General features: G+C 63.6%; 17 protein-coding genes. 6 read left to right on the forward strand and 11 right to left on the reverse strand.

Annotated elements, in window-relative coordinates:
- Nucleotides 1-47: 47 nt before the first annotated feature.
- The 3 genes from F8237_RS25220 to hisC form a co-directional block, all read right to left on the reverse strand.
- Nucleotides 48-1,358, reverse strand: coding sequence for an Nramp family divalent metal transporter (locus tag F8237_RS25220; RefSeq protein ID WP_151648901.1), 1,311 nt, complete (start codon nucleotides 1,356-1,358; stop codon nucleotides 48-50).
- A gap of 86 nt (nucleotides 1,359-1,444) precedes the next feature.
- Nucleotides 1,445-2,581, reverse strand: coding sequence for an NAD(P)/FAD-dependent oxidoreductase (locus tag F8237_RS25225; RefSeq protein WP_244625965.1), 1,137 nt, complete (start codon nucleotides 2,579-2,581; stop codon nucleotides 1,445-1,447).
- 201 nt (nucleotides 2,582-2,782) lie between these two features.
- Complete coding sequence (gene hisC, locus F8237_RS25230) at nucleotides 2,783-3,835, reverse strand: histidinol-phosphate transaminase (RefSeq protein ID WP_151648905.1); 1,053 nt, start codon at nucleotides 3,833-3,835, stop codon at nucleotides 2,783-2,785.
- Between the two features lie 228 nt (nucleotides 3,836-4,063).
- Between hisC and F8237_RS25235 the strand changes: the two genes are divergently transcribed.
- The 5 genes from F8237_RS25235 to F8237_RS25255 all read left to right on the forward strand — a co-directional run bounded on the left by F8237_RS25235 (nucleotide 4,064) and on the right by F8237_RS25255 (nucleotide 9,978).
- Nucleotides 4,064-5,542 (forward strand): FAD-binding oxidoreductase, encoded by a 1,479-nt coding sequence (locus F8237_RS25235; RefSeq protein WP_151648906.1) that lies wholly within the window; start codon nucleotides 4,064-4,066, stop codon nucleotides 5,540-5,542.
- 190 nt (nucleotides 5,543-5,732) lie between these two features.
- Complete coding sequence (locus F8237_RS25240) at nucleotides 5,733-6,584, forward strand: 3-hydroxybutyryl-CoA dehydrogenase (protein WP_151648908.1); 852 nt, start codon at nucleotides 5,733-5,735, stop codon at nucleotides 6,582-6,584.
- 133 nt (nucleotides 6,585-6,717) lie between these two features.
- Nucleotides 6,718-7,182 (forward strand): group III truncated hemoglobin, encoded by a 465-nt coding sequence (locus F8237_RS25245; protein WP_151648910.1) that lies wholly within the window; start codon nucleotides 6,718-6,720, stop codon nucleotides 7,180-7,182.
- A gap of 261 nt (nucleotides 7,183-7,443) precedes the next feature.
- A complete protein-coding gene (locus F8237_RS25250; protein ID WP_151648912.1) occupies nucleotides 7,444-8,100 on the forward strand; it encodes a QcrA and Rieske domain-containing protein in 657 nt (218 codons plus the stop codon).
- A gap of 126 nt (nucleotides 8,101-8,226) precedes the next feature.
- A complete protein-coding gene (locus F8237_RS25255) occupies nucleotides 8,227-9,978 on the forward strand; it encodes a methanol/ethanol family PQQ-dependent dehydrogenase (protein WP_151648914.1) in 1,752 nt (583 codons plus the stop codon).
- A 272-nt stretch (nucleotides 9,979-10,250) separates the two neighbouring features.
- Here F8237_RS25255 and F8237_RS25260 read toward each other — a convergent pair whose 3' ends face one another.
- The 7 genes from F8237_RS25260 to xoxF5 all read right to left on the reverse strand — a co-directional run bounded on the left by F8237_RS25260 (nucleotide 10,251) and on the right by xoxF5 (nucleotide 18,150).
- Nucleotides 10,251-10,511 (reverse strand): hypothetical protein, encoded by a 261-nt coding sequence (locus F8237_RS25260; RefSeq protein ID WP_151648916.1) that lies wholly within the window; start codon nucleotides 10,509-10,511, stop codon nucleotides 10,251-10,253.
- Between the two features lie 56 nt (nucleotides 10,512-10,567).
- The gene (locus F8237_RS25265; RefSeq protein WP_151648918.1) at nucleotides 10,568-12,880 is read right to left on the reverse strand and encodes a xanthine dehydrogenase family protein molybdopterin-binding subunit; all 2,313 of its coding nucleotides are present in this window, start codon (nucleotides 12,878-12,880) and stop codon (nucleotides 10,568-10,570) included.
- A 1-nt stretch (nucleotide 12,881) separates the two neighbouring features.
- Entirely contained in the window at nucleotides 12,882-13,334 is a 453-nt protein-coding gene (locus tag F8237_RS25270) for a (2Fe-2S)-binding protein (protein ID WP_151650664.1), read from the reverse strand.
- Nucleotides 13,335-13,972: 638 nt separating this feature from the next.
- Nucleotides 13,973-14,536, reverse strand: a complete 564-nt coding sequence (gene gfa / locus F8237_RS25280) for an S-(hydroxymethyl)glutathione synthase (RefSeq protein ID WP_151648920.1) — start codon at nucleotides 14,534-14,536, stop codon at nucleotides 13,973-13,975.
- A gap of 33 nt (nucleotides 14,537-14,569) precedes the next feature.
- Nucleotides 14,570-15,679, reverse strand: a complete 1,110-nt coding sequence (locus tag F8237_RS25285; protein WP_015684623.1) for an S-(hydroxymethyl)glutathione dehydrogenase/class III alcohol dehydrogenase — start codon at nucleotides 15,677-15,679, stop codon at nucleotides 14,570-14,572.
- Between the two features lie 60 nt (nucleotides 15,680-15,739).
- Nucleotides 15,740-16,261: a c-type cytochrome, methanol metabolism-related gene (locus F8237_RS25290; RefSeq protein ID WP_374761590.1), complete on the reverse strand. Its 522-nt coding sequence runs from the start codon at nucleotides 16,259-16,261 to the stop codon at nucleotides 15,740-15,742.
- Nucleotides 16,262-16,341: 80 nt separating this feature from the next.
- A complete protein-coding gene (gene xoxF5, locus F8237_RS25295) occupies nucleotides 16,342-18,150 on the reverse strand; it encodes a lanthanide-dependent methanol dehydrogenase XoxF5 (protein WP_151648922.1) in 1,809 nt (602 codons plus the stop codon).
- Nucleotides 18,151-18,663: 513 nt separating this feature from the next.
- Here xoxF5 and F8237_RS25300 point away from each other — a divergent pair.
- Nucleotides 18,664-19,632 (forward strand): helix-turn-helix domain-containing protein, encoded by a 969-nt coding sequence (locus F8237_RS25300; protein WP_151648924.1) that lies wholly within the window; start codon nucleotides 18,664-18,666, stop codon nucleotides 19,630-19,632.
- Between the two features lie 44 nt (nucleotides 19,633-19,676).
- On the opposite strand, the gene F8237_RS25305 is transcribed toward F8237_RS25300, so the two are convergent.
- A complete protein-coding gene (locus F8237_RS25305; protein ID WP_151650666.1) occupies nucleotides 19,677-20,102 on the reverse strand; it encodes a hypothetical protein in 426 nt (141 codons plus the stop codon).
- Nucleotides 20,103-20,160 lie beyond the last annotated feature (58 nt).

The raw sequence follows: 20,160 nt of genomic DNA on the forward strand, positions 1-20,160 counted from the left end.
CGGGAAGACGACAAGAAGATGGGCGACGACAGGGACGAGCTGACGTTCTAGGATGCGCCCATGAACATGGTGGCCACCATGCCGACGATGCACAAGGCCATCGCGATCGTCGAGGCCCAGCCGAGCCAGTACAGCGGGCCGGTGACCACGAGATCGCCCATCACCTTCGGCCGCCGAACCAGCAACATCAGGATCACCATGACCGGTGCCGCCAGCACGCCGTTGACGACCGCGCTCCAGTACAGCGCCTTGATGGGGTCGATCGGCGTGAAATTCAAACCGATGCCGCAAAGCCCGGAAAGGCCGAGCACCGTGTAAAAGGCGATGGCTTCCCTGGGTTTGCGCGAGAGCCCGACCTTCCAGCGGCGGCCTTCGCCGATGGCGTAGGCGGTCGAGCCGGCGAGCACTGGAATTGCGAGCAGGCCGGTGCCGATGATGCCGAGCGCGAAGATGAGCTCTGCGAAGGGCCCGGCGATCGGCTTCAGCGCTTCCGCGGCCTGGGCTGAGCTCTGGATGTCGGTCTTGCCTTGCGCATGCAGGGTCGCGGCCGTGGTGATGATGATCGAGAGCGCGATGAGATTCGAGAATCCCATCCCGATCAGCGTGTCGAGCCGGATGCGGCGGAATTCCGCGTCCGCTGTCGAGGTGTCTTTCTTCAGCGGTGTCTTGTTGTCGTCGATCCGCTGCTCCTCGGCCTCTTGAGAAGACTGCCAGATAAAGAGGTATGGCGAGATCGTCGTGCCGAGGATGGCGACCAGCGTGGTGAGGAATTCGACGTTCCAGCTCACCTGCGGAATGAGTACGCCCTTCAATGCCTCGGTCCAGGGGACCTTCACGACGGCCAGCGCAATGACATAGGCGAACAGGCTGAGCGTCAGCCATTTCAGCACCGCGACATAGCGATCGTAGTCGAAGAAGATCTGGGCCAGCACCGAGACGACGCCGAAGATTACGACATAGACGATGCCCGGACCGCCGATCAGCACCTTGAGGGCGTCCGCCATCGCGCCGAGATCGGCCGCGATGTTGATCGTATTGGCGGTAAACAGCAGAACCACGAGGCCCCACACATAGGCCGGGCCGAAATTGCGGCAGACATTGCCGGCGATGCCATGACCCGTCACCCGCCCGATCCGCGCCGAGATTTCCTGGATCGCCGTCATCAGCGGATAGCTCAGCAGCATCGTCCAGCCGATGCCGAAGCCAAGCTGTGCACCGGCCTGGCTATAGGTGCCGATCCCCGAGGGATCGTCGTCCGACGCGCCGGTGATCAACCCCGGCCCGAGCGTGGACAGGAAATTCCGCAGGCGGAAGGTGGCGCGCTTCTGCACCTTTGGTTCGAGCGTCGCCGTGTCCATCGCGGTTCCTCAGATGCAGCCTTGCCCTATAACCGGGCAAGGGCATCAGGAGTTCCAGGTACGGAACGCTTTGATGGGCGGAATGCTTACCCGCTGCGATCGATCGCGAAATCGTCAAGCAGGGGAGAGTTGCCTCCAGAGCAGAAGGTCGCGAGCAATTCGGCCGCAAGATAGCTGAACGTGATGCCGTTGCCGCCGTAGCCGTAGGCCGCGAAGATGTTCTTCTGTCCGGGGACCGGGCCGATCAAGGGCAAGCCGTCCTGCGTCGTGTCGAACGCCCCCGACCAGCAATAGTCAATCTTGCCGGAGGATCGCGGCCACATCGCCCCAAGCTGTTGCCTCAGGCGTTTTCGCTTGGCGGAGGTGAGGGCCTCGCGCGCCTGCGGTTCGATCGCGGAATCATCATCCTCGCCGCCGAAGATGATCCGGCCGTCGGTTGTGCTGCGGGCATAATGGTAGTCTTTGCTTGCTTCCCAGATCAGCACGTCTTCCGGCCACAGGTTCTGGGGCTGAGGCTCTGTGGCGATCGCCCAGCTCGAAGTGGGACGCTGGATGGTCGGACGCACGATGCCGGGCATGACGTAGCCCGTACACAGCACCACGCGGTTTGCCTCGATCTCGTAGCCGCCATTGAGCCCGACGATGACCTTGGCACCGGCGCTTTCGAAAGCCGTCGCGTCGGCTTGCCGGATCGCGGCCCCGCGCCCGATGGATATCTTCAGAAGCTCATGAGTGAGCTCGACCGGATCGGCATCGGCAGAATGCGGCGACAGGATCGCACCGGCGCGCGCAATCTCGAACCGCCGGAACAGTGACGCATGGTCGAGAAACACGCCGGGCAGGTCGGCCCGCGCGCGCAGCTCGGACTCTTCTCTCAGGGATCTGCCGCTGTCGTCGACTGCAAGGTAGAGCGAGAGCCGATCCCTGATGTGGCATGGGATCCGATAGCGGCGCGTCAACGAGATCAAGCCCTGGACGGCCCGGATGCTTGCCGTGTAGCAGCGCGCCGCACGTTCGAATCCGTAAGCCTGCGTGAGTTCGGATAACGGACGATCGATTTCCCAGAGCAGCATCGCGGTGCTGGCGCCGGTGCTGCCATGTCCCGGCGTTTCCCGATCGATGATGACGACTTCGTGCCCGCGGCGCGTGAAGCTTTCGGCGACCATGGCGCCAGTGATGCCCGCGCCGACGACCAGGACATCACATGCAAAGCTTCCCGCCACAGGACGAATTTCGGGGCCGCCGCTCGTAAGCCATGGCGTTGTCGAACTCCTGAGGTCGCCATGGTCGATGTCTTGATCGTCGGAAAAGATCGCAAAACCTCCGTGAAATTGGTGTCAGGGCCGCTTGGCCTCAGTCACCAGCTTCAACGTTCTTGAAATGCGCAAAGTTCCAGCGGCGGCGCGGCTTCTGAAGTCTCCGGATCAGATCAATCCGCGCAACACCTCGATCAGCCGCGCACACTCCTCCTCCGTTCCGACCGTGACGCGCAGGAAATCGTCGATGCGCGGCTTTCGGAAATGCCGGACGAGAACGCCGCGCTCGCGCAGCGCAGCGGCGAGATCGGCTCCGCTCCGGCTCCGATGGCGCGCGAAGACGAAGTTCGTGAGCGACGGCAGCACCTCGAAGCCGAGCTGTTCGAGATCGCGAGCCAGGATTTCGCGGCTTGCAATGATGCGTGTGCAGGTCTTCCGGAACCACGCGTCGTCCTCGATGGCAGCGACCGCGCCGGCGATGGCGAGGCAATCGACGGGATAGGAGTTGAAGCTGTCCTTCACCCGCTCCAGCGCCTCGATCAGCGACCGCTGGCCGATCGCAAAGCCGACCCGCAGGCCGGCGAGCGAGCGCGATTTCGAGAAGGTCTGGATGACGAGCAGATTGTCGTGATGCGCAACGAGCGGCACGGCGCTCTCGGCGCCGAAATCAACATAGGCTTCGTCCACCACCACCAGCCGGTCCGGGTTTTCGGCAAGCAATCCCGCGATTGCCTCGCGCGGAAGGGCGACCCCGGTGGGCGCGTTCGGATTGCAGAGAAGGATGGCGCTCGAGGGACGCCGGTAGTCGCCGTGCGCGATCCTCATCGCGGCATCGAGCGGCACCTCCTCGTGAACGATGCCATAGAGCCGGCAATAGACGGGATAGAAGCTGTAGGTGATGTCGGGAAACAGAAGCGGTCTGTCGTGCTTCAGCAGGGCCTGGAAGGTGTGCGCCAGAACCTCGTCCGAGCCGTTGCCGACGAACACCTGCTCGGGCGCGACTCCGCTGTGGGCCGCGATCGCCTCGCGCAGGCGTGTGGCGTGCGGATCGGGATAGAGGCGCAGTCGCTCCGCAGCCGAGGCGATCGCCGCCAGCACGCGGGGTGAGGGCGGATAGGGATTCTCGTTGGTATTGAGCTTGACGATGCCGTCCTGCTTCGGCTGCTCGCCGGGGACGTAGGGCGAAAGCGTGTGGACGACCGGACTCCAGAAGCGGCTCATGATCTCCAATCCAGGTTGATGGCGGCACAGTAGGGCACGCCGGGCATCGGCGGAAGTGCGCTCGCCGCATCGGCAGTCGCAGCAGGTCTGCACGAGCGTCGCAGCGGGGGACGTTCCCGCACGCGCGACCTTCGTGCTAAGGTCATCGCGCGAACGCCCAGAACTGAGAACAACAACGAAGGCCGGCGCGCCTCAGGCTGCGCAGAAGAGCCGCAAGAAGAGGACCACATGCCCGGTGCAGCCCTTCTCACCGCTCCCTCGATTCCGACCGCGCCCGTGACGCCAGCCATCGTCGACCGCCTGCGGGCCATCGTGGGCGACAAGGGCATGATCCTGGACGAGCAGGACAAGCAGCCTTTCGTGACCGATTGGCGCGGCGAGCTGGCGGGGCAGGCTGCGGCAGTGGTGCGTCCGGCCAGCACCGCGGAGGTCTCCGCCGTCGTCAAGCTTTGCCACGACAACGGCATTGCCATCGTGCCGCAGGGTGGCAACACCGGCCTGATGGGCGGCGCCACGCCGTGGCCGGCGCACCGCGGCATCGTGCTGTCGCTCGGTCGCATGAACCGGGTGCTGAGTGTCGATCCCGTCGGCTATGCCATGACGGTGGAGGCAGGCTGCATCCTCCAGACGCTTCAGGAGACCGCGGCGCGCCATGATCGCTTTCTTCCGCTCAGCCTGGGTGCCCAGGGCTCGTGCATGATCGGCGGCAATCTGTCCACCAATGCCGGCGGGGTGCAGGTGCTGCGTTATGGCAATGCGCGAAATCTGGTGCTGGGTCTCGAGGTCGTGCTCGCCAATGGCGAGGTCTGGAACGGTCTACGCGCCCTCAAGAAGGACAACACCGGCTACGACCTCAAGCATTTGTTCATGGGCGCCGAGGGCACGCTCGGTATCATCACCAGGGCGGTGCTGAAGCTCTGGCCGGCGCCGAAAGACGTCTGCACGGCATGGCTCGCGATCCGCGATCCCAGTGCCGCGATCGAGCTTCTGTCGGAGGCACACGCCGCGTCCGACGACAATGTCGGCTCCTGCGAGTTGATGAGCCGCGCCTGTACCGACATGGTGCTGCGCCACATTCCCGGCACCCAGGACCCTCTCAAGGCGCATATCGAGTGGTATCTGCTTCTGGAATGGTCCTCGGCCCGGCCGCGCGAGGACAGCGGTGCGGGCATGTCGGAGCGGATGGAGCAGTTTCTGGCCGACCAGCTCGAAGCAGGTCGGGTGCTGGATGCGGTGATCGCGCAAACCGAAGCGCAGTCGCGCAACATGTGGCGCATTCGCGAGAGCGTGGCCGAGGCATCGCGGGCCGAGGGACCGGGCCTGAGCTATGACGTGTCGGTCGCCGTCTCACGGATTCCCGAGTTCATCGACAAGGGTCTCAAGGCGGCGCTCGACATCCTGCCGACGATCCGCCCCTATCCGCTCGGCCATATCGGAGATGGCAATGTGCACTTCTCCTTCATGGGTCCGAAGGGCATGGATCGCGTCGCGCTCGGCCAGTATTCCGCGGTGATCACCCGGGCCGTCAACGACCTCATCACCTCCATGGACGGCTCGATCTCGGCCGAGCACGGCATCGGCATCGAGAAGCTCGACGAGCTCTCGCATTATCGTTCCAGGACCGAGCTCGACATCATGCGGACGATCAAGCGGGCGCTCGACCCCAAGAACATCATGAATCCCGGCAAGGTGCTCCGTCTCGAATGAGGCGGAGGGCGGCAAGCCGCCCGGTCGATTGAGCCAAATCATGCCGTTTGCGGCTTTATTCCCGCCTCGGATGCTTTAAGGAAGGGGCAGGATCAGGTCGCACCCGCCCGGCGGCGGTGCTAGATCCTGATGCAGGAAAATGGCGCCTGGCCGGCTGGCACGGGCCGCAGGATGAGAAGGATTTAAGGCAATGATCCAGACGGTTGGCATCATCGGGGCAGGGACCATGGGGAACGGCATCGCGCAGATCTGCGCGGCGGCCGGTCTTTCGGTCGTGATGGTCGACATTTCCGATGCCGCGGTGAACCGCGGCGTCGCCACCGTCAGCGGCAGCCTCGAGCGCCTGGTCAAGAAGGAGAAGATGTCGGCGGCCGACCGCGACGCCACGCTCAAGCGCATTACCGGCACCACCGACCGGGCGAAGCTCGCCAGTTGTGATCTCGTCATCGAGGCTGCGACCGAGAACGAGGAGCTCAAGGTCAAGATCCTGAAGGACCTCTGCGCCACGCTGTCGCCGCGCACGCTGCTCGCGACCAACACCTCGTCGATCTCGATCACCAAGCTCGCGGCGGCAACCGATCGTCCCGACCGCTTCATCGGTATGCACTTCTTCAACCCGGTGCCGGTGATGGCGCTGCTCGAGCTCATCCGCGGCTTGCAGACCTCAGACGATACCCATGCCAAGGCGCTCGATTTCGCCCAGCGCGTCGGCAAGGTGGCGATCACCGCCAAGAACAGCCCGGGCTTCGCCGTCAACCGCATCCTCTGCCCGATGATCAACGAGGCGATCTTCGCGCTGCAGGAAGGCATCGCGACCGCCGAGGAGATCGACGCCGGCATGAAGCTCGGCTGCAACCATCCGATTGGGCCGCTGGCACTCGCCGACCTGGTCGGGCTCGATACCATGCTGTCGGTGATGGAAGTCTTCTACAAGGGCTTCAACGACCCCAAATACCGTCCGGCCCCCTTGCTCAAGGAAATGGTCGACGCCGGCCATCTCGGCCGCAAGACTGGGCAGGGCTTCTACACTTACAGCGCCTGATCACGCGCGGAGGCGGGGCGTTTGCGCCCCGCCCCATCCCCGCAATTTGCGCTGCGACAAAGACGCCGTGCGCAATTGGCCCGACAATGTCGAACGGGCAGCCCGCGGGAACTAGGAACGGATAACAAAGGACATGTCGGATCGACTGAAGGCCGAGCGCGAAGCTGCGGTCGCACGGCGGAACCTGCTGACCCAGGATGCGATCGAGCGCACCGGGATTACCGAAGAGATGATCGGGGAACTCGTCACCCGTTTCTACGGCCGCGTGCGCGAGGATGCGCTGCTGGGACCGGTGTTCGGCGTCGTGCAGAACTGGGACGAGCATCTCGCCAAGCTCCGGGATTTCTGGTCGTCGGTCGTCCTGATGAGCGGCCGCTATCATGGCTCGCCGATGCGGGCGCATATGCCGCTGAGCCTCGTCGGCGATCATTTCGACCGCTGGCTCGATCTGTTCGAACAGACCGCGCGCGAGGTTTGCCCGCCGCCGGCAGCTGCGCTGTTCATCGACAAGGCGCGGCGCATCGCCGACAGTTTTGAAATGGCATCGGCGACGATCGCCGGCCGCATCGCCGCGCCGCGTCACGTGCTCAGGTCCTGACGACGAGCCTGCCTGCGAACCGTGCAGCTGTGTCGCGTCAAGGTTGCATTGCGTGATTGATGGCGCGTTGTACCAATTCCGTCATCATCGGTCTGGTCTGCAAAATCATCATGCCATTCGCGCGGTGCGACGTAGAATTCGCGAAAACGCGTTTGAATGCGTTCATTCGCGTTCAATCAAAACGAGCAAAGACATATTGATGCACTGCGGCGCCAATTCTCCGCCTTCATTTAGGCAGAGTTCCAGCGCCTGCTAGCGGGCATGTCGCGCGCATCGCTCAGCACAACGTCCTCATCCTCCGAGAAGATCACTGCGGAACCTGACATCGACGCGGGTACCGAGCAGACGCGGCGAACGCTGCTGCTTGGTGCGCTCGCGACCACCGCTTGCCTCGGTTGTTCAACGCAGGCTCGCGCGGGCGAGGATCCGCCCGGCTCCGACGAGCGTCCAAGGAAAGGCGACCAGCTGGTCTTCTCCGACGGTGAGCAGGAAGGAAAGCTGATCACCGCCGCTGATATACCGAAGGGCGGACCGCCGCTGCATGCCTGGCCGAAAGATCCGAGCACTTCGGTGGTGCGTAGCGCCTCGCGTCTCAACGAGATCCTGATCATCCGGCTCGATCCCGCCGAGCTCGACGAGCAAACCCGGGCGCGTGCCGTCGACGGCATCCTCGCCTATTCGGCAATCTGCTCGCATGCCGGCTGTCCCGTCACCGCCTGGGTCAAGAGCGATGCCGGCGACAAGGAGGTGTTCAAGTGCATGTGCCACAACTCCGAATACGATCCCCGCGCGGGCGCGCAGGTCGTGTTCGGGCCGGCGCCGCGGCGGCTCGCCGCCCTGCCGATTGCGCTTGCCGACGGCTCGCTCAGCGTCGCCGGTAACTTCATCGGAAAGGTGGGAGGCGTGCAGCCAGGATGACGGACGGTGCGGGATATGCCCGCGTCACGAGAGGCCGCATCCGCCGAGGGGCGGACGACGGGACGACAAGAATTCAAAACAACAATTCAAAACAAGAATTCAAACGGATGAAAAAGGGGAACGTCCATGAAAACCTCCAAGCAAACGTCGGTCACCAGCAAGCAATGGTACCTGTCCGGCTTCGTCGCCTTCACCTGTCTCGTCTCGACCGCCGCGTTCGCCGGCCCGATCGAGAACTATTCTCCCGTGACCCAGCAGCGCCTGGAGAATCCGGAACCCGGCAACTGGATGCTCTATCGGCGCACCTATGACGGGCAGGGCTATAGTCCGCTCGACCAGATCAACACCTCGAACGTGAAGACTCTCACGCCGGTCTGGACGTTTGCCACCGGTGTGGTCGAGGGCCACGAGGCGCCTCCGATCGTCAACAACGGCGTGATGTTCGTAACGACCCCGATGGGACAGGTGATCGCGATCAACGCCAGGACCGGCGACGAATATTGGCGCTACAAGCGGCAGCTCCCCGACGATCTGTTCCAGTTGCATCCGACCAACCGCGGTGTCGGCCTGTGGGAAGACAAGCTCTATCTCGCCACCACCGACGATCATGTCGTCGCGCTCGACGCCAAGACTGGCAAGGTGGTGTGGGACACCAAGGTGCAGGACTACAAGAAAGGTCAGTACATGACCCTGATGCCGCTGATCGTCGAGGGCAAGGTCATCGTCGGCGGCTCCGGCGGTGAGCTCGGCGTGCGCGGCTACGTCGCCGCCTTCGATGCCAAGGAAGGCAAGGAGCTGTGGCGGACCTATACCATTCCCGGCGAAGGCGAACCCGGCCACGATACCTGGCAGGGCGACGACTGGAAGACCGGCGGTGGTTCCGCCTGGATGACCGGCAATTACGACAAGGACACCAAGACGATCTACTGGGGCGTGGGCAATGCCGCGCCTTGGCCCGGCGAGACGCATCCCGGTGACAATCTCTACACCTCGTCGGTGCTCGCGCTCGATCCGGGCAACGGCAAGATCAAGACCTATCACCAGTATCACCAGAACGATTCCTGGGACTGGGACGAGGTCGACGCGCCGATGCTGATCGACCTGCAACGCGACGGCCGCACCATCAAGAGCCTGGTGCATCCCGGCCGCGACGCGATCTTCTGGGTGCTCGAACGCACCCCGACCAAGATCAACTACGTCGCCGGCTGGCCGTTCGTCGCAACCGACGTCTGGAAGGGCATCGATGCCGAGAGCGGGCGGCCGATCGTCGATCCCGACCACAAGCCGGTCATCGGCAAGCGCGTCGAGTTCTGTCCGTCGCTATGGGGCGGCAAGGACTGGCCGTCGGCGGCCTACAGCCAGAAGACTGGTCTGGTCTACGTGCCCGCCAACGAGAATTTCTGCGGCGGCTTCACCGGCGAGAAGGTTCCGCTCAAGGCGGGCGAGCTCTGGCTCGGCACCAAGCCGGAGGACATCGGCCTCAAGGCGAAGCCGGGAGCGGACCATTTCGGCGAGCTCCAGGCCTGGGATCCCGCCACGGGCAAGAAGGTGTGGCAGCACAACTTCCCGAAATCCCAGTTGTTCGGTTCGGTGACGGCGACGGCGGGCGATCTCGTCTTCGTCGGCGGCACCAACGACCGCAACTTCCGCGCCTTCCACGCCAAGACCGGCGAGCTGTTGTGGGAGCAGAAGACCAACTCCGGCATCATGGGCATGCCGGTGTCCTATGAGATCGACGGCACCCAGTACATCGCGATCCAGTCTGGCTGGGGCGTCGACGCGCAGCGCATCCAGGATGCGCTCGCGACCAACAATATCGGCATCGAGTCCAATGTGCCGCAAGGCGGCGTCGTCTGGGTGTTCGCGCTGAAGAAATGAGCTCCGCGGGCGGATCGAAAGTAGCGGAGCCTCTGGGGGCAAATGCGGCGGACGGCAACGTCCGCCGCATTTTGCGTGTTCCTTGCTTTCACCTTCTCCCCTTGTGGGAGAAGGTGGAGCGGAGCGCCGGATGAGGGGTATCTATCCGCGTACACAAATCGCAAGGTGTGCTCGCGGAGACATACCCCTCACCCAAGCGAGTTTGTTGCCACCAGCGTCGCGGCTCTCTCCCGCAAGGGGCGAGGGGAGATCAATGCGCAGTCGTCAGACAACTACTTCCCCTGCCGATCCACCTTGTCCTTTTCCTTCTGGTTCATCTCCTGAATCTTCGGATCGGTGCTGCTCTGCCCGGTGGTCTGGGTGGTCGAGGCGGGCGGGGCGTTGGCGTTGGGCAGCGAGTTTTGCTCCGGCGCGGTGGGGCGGGTGGCTGTGGTCGGTGGCGTCGTACTGTTCTGCGCGAACGCGCCTGTGGTCGTCATGAAAAAGGCGCCCGACAGCAACGAGACTGCGAGCGCCCTTGAGATGTTGGTCATCGATCTGCTCCTGTCAGATCGATGGAAACGGCGCGGAGCCGCCTTATGTTCCCGCGCTAAGCCTCCAATTGCTTGCCGAGTGGAAGGCTGCGGATACGCTTGCCGGTCGCGGCGAAGATCGCATTCATCAGCGCAGGTGCGAACGGCGGCACGCCGGGCTCGCCGACGCCGCTTGGCGGCGTGTCGGGTCCGGGCGGAACGATGTAGACGTTGGTCACAACAGGAGATTCGTCCATCCTGACGACGGGGAAGTCGTCAAAGTTCTTCTGCTCCACCTTGCCGTCCTTGAACGTGACCGCGCCGTATTTGGTCAGGCTCAGCCCCATGATCGCCGCGCCCTCGATCTGCGAGGCGATGCGCTCGGGGTTGACATAGGTGCCGCAGTCGATCGCGGTGTCGACCCGCGGCACACTCAGCTTGCCCTTGTCGTCGACGGCCACCTCGACGATGGTCGCGATGTAGCTGACGAAGCTGCGGTGCACGGCAATGCCGAGGCCGTGACCCTTGGGTACCTGACGGCCCCATTCGCCCTTCTCGGCGACCAGCTCGACCACCTTGCGCAGGCGCGCGGTGTCGATCGGGTAGCTGTCAGTGGGCTCGCCGTAGTTCCACATGTCCTTGACGGCGGGCTTGACGATGCGCGGGCTGCCGATCAGCGCGAGCAGCGTCTCCTTCTGGTCGCGTCCGGTCGCAGCGGCGATCTCGCCGACCATCGACTGTACCGCGAAGGCGCGCGGGATATTCGAGACCGAGCGGAACCAGCCGATTCGGGTGAACGCGGCAGCTTCCGGGTTCTCGCAGGAGATGTTGGCGATCTCGAACGGCATGTCGACGAGGCCCATGCCGAGCTCGAACGGCGCTGCGTGCTTGGCGCCCGCCGCGAACGTCGACGCGATGGTGGGCGCCACGCTGCGGTGACGCCAGGCGATCACCTTGCCGCTCTTGTCGAGCCCCGCCTCGATCCGTTCCACGGAGACGGTGTGCAGGAAGTCGTGGTGGAGGTCGTCCTCACGCGTCCACTGCACCTTCACGGGCGCACCGAGTTCCTTCGACAGCAGCGCGGCCTCGAGCGCGAAGTCGCATTTCGACTTGCGGCCGAAGCCACCGCCGAGCAGCGTCACGTTGACGGTGACATTGCCCTCGGGGATGCCGAGCGTCTTGGCGACGTCTTCGCGCGTGCCGCCGGGGCTCTGCACCGGCGCCCAGATCTCCGCCCTGTCGCCCTTGACGTCGGCGACGGCTACCGGCGGCTCCATGCTGACATGGGCGAGGTGCGGCAGGTAGTATTCGCCGACCACGACCTTGTCGGCGCTCTTCAACGCAGCGTCCGCGTCGCCCTCGGCACGCACGACGAGGCCGGGCTTGCGTGAGGCCTCCTCGAGCTCCTTGCGATAGGCGACCGAGTCGTATTTGCCGTTGGCGCCGTCGTCCCAGACCAGCTTCAGTGCGTCGCGGCCCTTGATCGCCGCGCCGGTGTTGCGTGCGATCACGGCGACGCCGCCGAGCGGCTGGAATTTCGACGGCCACGGCCAGCCTTGAACTTTCATCACCTTCTCGACGCCGGGCACCTTCAGCGCCGCGTCGGGATCGAACGAGACCAGCTTGCCGCCGGTCACCGGCGGGCGGGCGATCACGGCGTATTTCATGCCTGCCAGCCGCACGTCGGCGCCGTAGCGCGCCTTGCCGGTGGTGATGTCGTGGAGATCGACGATGCTGACCTGGCCCTTGCCGAGATAGCGAAAGTCTTTGGGGTCCTTCAGCTTGAGGCCTTCGATAGCAGGCACCGATTCCTTGGCGGCATCGGCAGCCAACTCGCCGAAGCCGAGCTTGCGCCCGCTGGCGCTGTGGACGACCTCGTGATTGACGGCCTTCACCTCGGTCGCCGGCACGTTCCAGCGCTTGGCCGCGGCCTGCTCCAGCATGGTGCGGGCCGAGGCGCCGATCTGGCGCATCGGGATCAGATAATGCCGCGTGCTGCGCGAACCGTCGGTGTCCTGGTTGCCGAACGTGACCTCGTCGCCATGGGCCTGCTGCACCTTGACCTTCGACCAGTCGGCTTCCATCTCCTCGGCCACGATCAGCGGCAGGCTGGTGCGCACGCCGGTGCCCATCTCGGAACGGTGGGCAAGGATGGTGACGGTGCCGTCGGACGCGACCGCGACGAACACGCGCGGATCGACCACGACGCCATGCGGCATCTTGCCGGCGCCGGTCTCATAGGCAAAGGCCTGGCGCGACATCACGGGCGCGGCGAGCACGAAGCCGCCGGTGACGCCGAGTCCTTTCAGGATGTTGCGGCGCGAGACCTTCTCGACGCGGATGTTCTTTTCGAAGCCACGAAGCTTCCCAGGGTTGTCGATGAAATTCATGTCACACTCCCGTCGATGCGAGATGGACCGCGTTCTCGATGCGCTGATAGCAACCGCAGCGGCAGATATTGCCGGCCATCGCCTCGCGGATCTGGTCGTGCGACGGCTTGGGGTTCTCCATCAGCAGCGAAGCAGCCTGCATGATCTGGCCGGCCTGGCAGAAGCCGCATTGGGGGACGTTGACCTGCCGCCAGGCCTTCTGGACGGGATGATCGCCGTTCGGATGCAGGCCCTCGATCGTGGTGACCTCGCGGCCGGCGACGTCGTTGATCGACGTGATGCAGGAGCGTACGGCTTCCTTGCCGACGATGACCGTACAGGCGCCGCACAGGGCCTGGCCGCAGCCATATTTGGTGCCGGTCAGCCCGGCTTCGTCACGCAGGAACCAGAGTAGCGGGAGATCCGGGTCGCCGTCCCAGCTCTGTTCCTGGCCGTTGATCTTCACCTTGATCATGATCGTCCCTCGCTCTTCATAAGCTTGCTGATTTTGACATTGCCGACGTCCGTCGGCGCAATGTTGGTTGCGTCGTCGCCGCATTCGAGCCTTTGTCCCGCGCGGGCAGATCCCGGCAGGAGGCAGAAATGCGAATCGTGATGTCCGGATGTGCTCGATACCTCTCCCGTGTTGTTCTTGTTTGATTGAACTTCGCGCGGCATCGTGACGGGGCGACCGTAACAGAGATCGCACAGGCCCGGCATTCACAGCCGAGTGTTCCTGACGGGAAAAGACTGCAACGCAGGTTTGTCAAAAGCAGGGCGCGGCATCACGTTGCGCGCCGGTGGGTTGCACTGTGCGCTTGCGAAATGAGCGCGCAGAAAAAAGCTTCGTCCGGCAGAATGACTGCGCGGACGAAGCAGTGTGCCTCAGTCGAGGGAGGGAGAAACGCAGGGGCGCGGACTTCGAATGGGAAGCAGGCGGCACTGCGCAGTCATTCAGAGACCAGGACTGAGGAGCTCGTGGCCCTCATACGCAGAGTGAAGGCGGCGGCATCGCCGCGGTCGCCCCGAGACTGGCCCCGTCCGGCTCGCTGGAGGCCAGCGAGGGGACGGGGCAGGGAGTGTGGTCCGGCGGCCTTGTTCAGGCCGCCTTGGTTACGCGGCCTTGGCTTTGGCCACGTGGGTCGCGATCGCGTCCATCAGCGCCGGTGACAGGCAGTCATAGGGCTCGAGCCCGATTTCCTTCAGCCGCGTGCGGATGCCGGCCATCTGCTCCGGCTTCACGCCCGATTCGATCACGGAGGAGACGAAGGCGGCGAATTGCGGCGCCTGCGATCCCTGCTCCTGGAACAGTTCGGGATGGATGAAGTCGAGGCCGTAGAACGGATGGTTCTTGTTCTCGATCCGGCCGAACATATGCGTGCCGCAGGCCTTGCAGGCGTGGCGCTGGATCACCGCGGACGCGTCGACGATCTGGAGCTTGTCGCCGTTCTCGAGCACGGTGACGTTCTGGCGCGGCACGACGGCGACGACGGAGAATGTCGCGCCCTGCGGCTTCCAGCACTTGGTGCAGCCGCAGGCGTGGTTGTGCGCGACGTCGCCCTTGATGCCCACCTTGACCTGGTGGTCCTTGCATTTGCAGGCGAGCGTGCCGCCGGCAAAATGGCCGGTACCTTGTTTGAGGCCGTTGTCGATCGAGGGATGGAGTGCAACAGTCATGGGTCGATCCTCCTTGGGGGTGACGCTTTCGAGCTAGTACACGACGACGGAACGAATGGATTTGCCCTCGTGCATGAGGTCAAAACCCTTGTTGATCTCTTCGAGCTTGAGCACGTGGGTGATCATCGGATCGATCTGGATCTTTCCGTTCATGTACCAGTCGACGATCTTCGGCACGTCGGTGCGGCCACGCGCGCCACCGAAAGCCGTGCCGCGCCAGTTGCGCCCGGTGACGAGCTGGAACGGGCGGGTGGCGATCTCCTTGCCGGATTCGGCGACGCCGATGATGATCGAGGTGCCCCAGCCGCGATGGCAGGCTTCCAGCGCCTGGCGCATCACGGTGGTGTTGCCGGTGCAGTCGAAGGTGTAGTCGGCGCCGCCGTCGGTGAGGCCGACGAGATGCTGGACGATGTCGCCGGTGATCTTCTTGGGGTTGACGAACTCGGTCATGCCGAACCGGCGGCCCCAATCCTCCTTGGAGTCGTTGATGTCGACACCGATGATCTTGTCGGCGCCGGCCATCTTGGCACCCTGGATCACGTTGAGGCCGATGCCACCGAGGCCGAACACGACCACGTTGGAGCCCGGCTCGACCTTGGCGGTGTTGACCACGGCACCGACGCCGGTGGTGACGCCGCAGCCGATGTAGCAGCTCTTGTCGAACGGCGCGTCCTCGCGGATCTTGGCGACCGCGATCTCCGGCAGCACGGTGAAGTTCGAGAAGGTCGAGCAGCCCATATAATGGTAGACCGGCTTGCCCTTGTAGGAGAAGCGGCTGGTGCCATCAGGCATCACGCCCTTGCCTTGCGTCGCGCGGATCGCGGTGCAGAGATTGGTCTTCTGGCTCAGGCAGCTTTTGCACTGCCGGCATTCCGGCGTGTAGAGCGGGATGACGTGATCGCCCGGCTTCACCGAGGTCACGCCCGGGCCGATTTCGCGGATGATGCCGGCGCCCTCATGGCCCAGGATCGACGGGAAGATTCCCTCGCTGTCGAAGCCGTCGAGCGTGTAGGCGTCGGTATGGCAGATGCCCGTCGCCTTAATCTCGACCAGCACTTCTCCGGCCTTCGGCCCTTCCAGATCGAGTTCGACGATCTCGAGCGGCTTCTTGGCTTCGAATGCGACGGCGGCACGTGTCTTCATCGGTAACTCCTCAGATTCTCATAGGACGCCAAGAAGTAGTCCTGGCAGTCCTCGTAACGTTCATTTGTGGCCCATGCAGGCGTCTTCCGCCTTGGTGTAGACCTCGTTCTTCTCGTCCTTCTTGGCGGGACGCTGCCGGCCCCAGGCTTCGGTCGAGCGGGCGCGGAGATAGACGTAGAGGTCGTCCATGTAGCAGGCGACGTTCGGGTTGTCGCCGAAGGCCGGCATGACGTTCTCCTGCGCGGTCGAAATGTTCTTGCGGCCGGACGCGACGACGCCGAGGAAGTCGCCATAGCTCATGGTCTTGACGGAGTCCTTCAGGGCCGGCGCGTAGGTCGATCCCATGCCGTCGGGACCATGGCAGACGTGACAGTCGGAGTGATAGCGGCGGTATCCGGAATAGGTGAACCAGTCCACGGTGCCGTCGGCCGAAATCTTGTAGGTCGGGTTTCCTTCCTTATCGAGCCACTTTCCGTCGTCTTCCTTCTTGACGGCGGTCGGGTCGCCCGGACCTCCCGCTTGTGCAAGTCCTCCGGACGCAACGAAGATGATTGCAACGATGGCAAGGCAGATTTTACGCAAGAGATTGTCCTCGAAGGCATCGGGAGGAGACGAGCCGGCGCGTGGAGTTGATCCACGCGCCGGAGCGATACGAGATGAGGCTAGTTCGCCGGCAGCGAGAACACGGTCAGCGTACCGCCGAGCGCCGTGTAGTTGCTGAGGGCCGCGTAGCCGCCGACTGCGCCGAGACCGGCGGTCGGATCGGTCAGGCCTGCCGCCAGACCGATGCCGGCCCAGCCGCCGACGCCCGAGAGCACTGCGACATACTGCTTGCCGCCGTTCTCATAGGTCGTGACGTTGCCGATGATGCCGGAGGGAGTCTTGAACTTGTAGAGCTCCTTTCCGGTCTTGGCGTCGACCGCCTTCAGGTAGCCTTCGAGCGTGCCGTAGAACACCACGCCGCCGGCGGTTGCGAGCGCACCCGACCAGACCGAGAACTGCTCCTTGTTCGACCAGACGATCTTGCCGGTCTTGCCGTCCCAGGCGATGAAGTTGCCCATATGGGTCTCACCCGCCGGCGGGTACATCGAGAGCGTTGCGCCCACATAGGGCTGGCCCGCGGTGTAGCTCACCTTGAACGGTTCGTAGTCCATGCAGACGTGGTTGGTCGGAACGTAGAACAGCTGCGTGTCCGGCGAGTAGGCTGCCGGCTGCTCGTCCTTGGTGCCGAGCGCGGCCGGGCAGATGCCCTTCACGTTGTGGTCCTCACCCGCCTTGTCGGTCGAAGCTGCGTCGAGCACCTTCGGACGGCCATAGGTCGGCGAGTTCTTGTCCATGTCCACGCCCGAGGTCCAGTTCACCTTCGGATCGAACTTCTCGGCGACCAGCAATTCGCCGGTGGCGCGATCCATCGTATAGCCGAGGCCGTTACGATCGAAATGCGTCAACAGCTTGCGCGGCTGGCCGTTGATCGACTGGTCCGAGAGGATCATCTCGTTGACGCCGTCATAGTCCCACTCGTCGTGGGGCGTCATCTGGTAGACCCACTTGGCCATGCCGGTGTCCGGGTTACGTGCCCAGATCGTCATCGACCATTTGTTGTCGCCGGGACGCTGCTTCGGATTCCAGGTCGAGGGGTTGCCCGATCCGTAATAGACGAGGTTCAGCTCGGGATCGTAGGAGATCCAGCCCCAGGTCGCGCCGCCGCCGATCTTCCACTGATCGCCCTGCCAGGTCTTGAGGCTCGAGTCCTTGCCGACTGGCTTGCCGAGCGCGGTGGTCTTCTCGGCGTCGACCAGGATCTGGTCGTCCGGACCTTCCGAATAGCCGCGCCATGCCAGCTTGCCGGTCTTGATGTCGTAGGCTGACATATGGGCCTGAACGCCGAACTCGCCGCCGGAGATGCCGATCAGCACCTTGTCCTTGACGACCAGCGGTGCCGAGGTTCCGGTCTCGCCCTTGCCGGGATCGCCGTTCTTGGCGGTCCATGCGACCTTGCCGGTCTTGGCATCGAGTGCGACGAGCGTGGTGTCGGCCTGATGCAGGAAGATCTTGCCGTCACCGAAGGCGAGGCCGCGGTTGACCGTGTCGCAGCACATCACCGGAATGACGTTCGGATCCTGCTTCGGCTCGTACTTCCAGACGATCTTGTTCTCGTTGGAAAGGTCAATGGCGTAGACCTTGTTCGGGAACGGCGTGTGGACGTACATCATGTTGCCGATGATCAGCGGACCACCTTCGTGGCCGCGCAGCACGCCGGTCGAGAAGGTCCAGGCGACCTGAAGCTTGCCGACGTTTTGTGCATTGATCTGGTTCAGCTTGGAATAGCGAGTGCTGGCATAGTCGCCTGCCGGGATGACCCAATCCTTGGGATTCTGGGACATCTTGAGCACTTCGTCATTCGCTGACGCGCTCCCGACGGCAAGCGCCGCCGCGGAGCCAAGAAGGGTCGCCAGTAACACCTTGCGCATAGTCGTTCCTCCGTTGGTATCGTTTATTGTTTCTGAAGCATTGCTCAATCACCGGGCTTCTCGTCCGGCGTCTGCTCGTGCAGGGCGGTCACGATTGGGACCAGAAACGATGCTGTGCTGTTTCCTCCTCGGGATGAGAGCTACGGGTCCACGTGCAGGAGCGGCCCGTTCTTGTTGTTCCCTTCGCAATCCCTAACGACTTCGCCATCGGGAAACTTGCCCAAGAGAGAAGCTAGTTTGCTTGATAGCGCACGGACGCGAAGAATTTGATTTTGCAGTAGCGAATTCAGCGGCTTCGGCATCGTGCGGCGCGGCGTGCAACGCTCAGGTTCCCCTTGACGGCGCTGCAACTAAGGCGGAGGATTAACTTTCAAGGGTGGCAATGGAATGATGGCGCTCGTTCCACAAGATCGCTCAAATTCGAGGTAAACGTCACGCAATCACGGCGGAGGGCTCCAGCAGCGCTGGTCGCGATTCGCGTTGAATATCCGGGTAGGACCAGTGGCTGGATTAATGTCCGACACAATTCACACGCTCTCGACGACCGGACTGACGCCGAAGCGGCAGATCCAGAGCTGGATCGACGGGCTGACCAGCCTGTGTGGACATTTCGACGTCGATCCGCTGGAAGCATCCTCGCTCGAGGGCCGCATCGACTACACCTCCGTCTCGCGCCTGAAACTGTGCCAGATCGAGGTCAGCCAGCATCGCATCGCGCACACGCTGGCGCGGGCCAAGGCCAATGAGCACCCCTACATAAAGATTCACTTCCAGACCTACGGCGTGTCCTATTTCGAGCAGGAAGGCCGCCACATCGAAATCAACCCGGGCGACATCATCGCCTACGATGTCTCCTGTCCGCATCTGATCATCAGCCCCGCCTTCACCCGCCACGATGTGGTGATCGTTCCGAAGGCGCTATTGCGCGACCGCGGTTTCCCGTCGCAGCGGATGCCGGCCTGCAAGCTGTCGGCGAAGACGGGTACGGGACGCATCGCCCATGATTTCGTCCACGCGACCTTCGACGAGGCGGCCAAGCTTTCGGCGAACAGCGCGGTCGGCGTCGCCGATTCGCTGATCGATCTCTTGCTGCTGCCGCTGCGCGAAGCGGACACGGGGTTCGATCGTGTCGGGCCCGAGGCAATGTATGTGCGGGCGCAGTTCTTCATCCGCGAGCACCTGCGCGATCCGGATCTGTGCATCGACCAGATCTCCGCCGAGCTGGGCTGCTCCAAGCGCTATCTGCACATGCTGTTTTCCGAGCGCGGCACCACGGTGAGCGATTACATCTGGCAGGCACGTCTGCAGAATTGCCGCCAGGAGCTCGAAGCTCACGGCGGCAAGACCATCACCGACGTCGCGTTCTCCTGGGGTTTCTCCAGCTCATCGCATTTCAGCCGTGTGTTCCGGAAATATTTCGGCGTGGTGCCGTCCTCGATCCACAAGGCGCAGCAGGGCGCGGCCGTCGCGAACGAGCATTAGACTCGGCGGCGTTTGGGCCGTCGCCGGTCGTTCGGCGATATCTCTCAGGCGGACATCGCGACGTAGGGGATGCTGGCCAGGAGCACGGCGAGAAGAACTGCGTTGCACAGCATGCCGTTCCAATGCAGTCGGCGGAGCCGGCGCGGGGCGTCAGTGTCGCCGGCGTCCGTCGCGCTGAGTTGGTGGTCCATGCGTTGCATGAACCAAGGGCGACCGTAGATTGCCAGGACTGTGAGCAGGCCGACGCCCGTCGCGGCGGCCAGGCGCCCGTCGAGGAGAAACGCCAACGTCCCGATCACGCCGGCAACGCGCATCACCATGAAATGGGCGTTGAACATTCCGCGCAGCAGCTGGGCGACGGGCTGGATGTCAAGCTTCACCAGAAGAAAGGCGGGTGAGGCCAGCGTGAAGTAGCCCATCGGAAAGAGCAGGATGATCATGACGGCTACGGCGATACCATCCGGTGTCATGCGATCGGCCTTTTTTCTCCGCGCCGGCGAAGTGTTCCAGCATTGCGCAATCATAGCC

It is taken from the genome of Bradyrhizobium betae (assembly GCF_008932115.1).
Classification (GTDB): Bacteria; Pseudomonadota; Alphaproteobacteria; order Rhizobiales; family Xanthobacteraceae; genus Bradyrhizobium; species Bradyrhizobium betae.

What these genes read in the sequence shown, in the direction of transcription:
- F8237_RS25220 (WP_151648901.1), bottom strand. Translation starts at nt 1,358, where the DNA reads ATGGACACGGCGACGCTCGAACCAAAGGTGCAGAAGCGCGCCACCTTC.
- hisC (WP_151648905.1), bottom strand. Translation starts at nt 3,835, where the DNA reads ATGAGCCGCTTCTGGAGTCCGGTCGTCCACACGCTTTCGCCCTACGTC.
- F8237_RS25235 (WP_151648906.1), top strand. Translation starts at nt 4,064, where the DNA reads ATGCCCGGTGCAGCCCTTCTCACCGCTCCCTCGATTCCGACCGCGCCC.
- F8237_RS25240 (WP_151648908.1), top strand. Translation starts at nt 5,733, where the DNA reads ATGATCCAGACGGTTGGCATCATCGGGGCAGGGACCATGGGGAACGGC.
- F8237_RS25245 (WP_151648910.1), top strand. Translation starts at nt 6,718, where the DNA reads ATGTCGGATCGACTGAAGGCCGAGCGCGAAGCTGCGGTCGCACGGCGG.
- F8237_RS25250 (WP_151648912.1), top strand. Translation starts at nt 7,444, where the DNA reads ATGTCGCGCGCATCGCTCAGCACAACGTCCTCATCCTCCGAGAAGATC.
- F8237_RS25255 (WP_151648914.1), top strand. Translation starts at nt 8,227, where the DNA reads ATGAAAACCTCCAAGCAAACGTCGGTCACCAGCAAGCAATGGTACCTG.
- F8237_RS25260 (WP_151648916.1), bottom strand. Translation starts at nt 10,511, where the DNA reads ATGACCAACATCTCAAGGGCGCTCGCAGTCTCGTTGCTGTCGGGCGCC.
- F8237_RS25265 (WP_151648918.1), bottom strand. Translation starts at nt 12,880, where the DNA reads ATGAATTTCATCGACAACCCTGGGAAGCTTCGTGGCTTCGAAAAGAAC.
- F8237_RS25270 (WP_151650664.1), bottom strand. Translation starts at nt 13,334, where the DNA reads ATGATCAAGGTGAAGATCAACGGCCAGGAACAGAGCTGGGACGGCGAC.
- gfa (WP_151648920.1), bottom strand. Translation starts at nt 14,536, where the DNA reads ATGACTGTTGCACTCCATCCCTCGATCGACAACGGCCTCAAACAAGGT.
- F8237_RS25285 (WP_015684623.1), bottom strand. Translation starts at nt 15,679, where the DNA reads ATGAAGACACGTGCCGCCGTCGCATTCGAAGCCAAGAAGCCGCTCGAG.
- xoxF5 (WP_151648922.1), bottom strand. Translation starts at nt 18,150, where the DNA reads ATGCGCAAGGTGTTACTGGCGACCCTTCTTGGCTCCGCGGCGGCGCTT.
- F8237_RS25300 (WP_151648924.1), top strand. Translation starts at nt 18,664, where the DNA reads ATGTCCGACACAATTCACACGCTCTCGACGACCGGACTGACGCCGAAG.
- F8237_RS25305 (WP_151650666.1), bottom strand. Translation starts at nt 20,102, where the DNA reads ATGACACCGGATGGTATCGCCGTAGCCGTCATGATCATCCTGCTCTTT.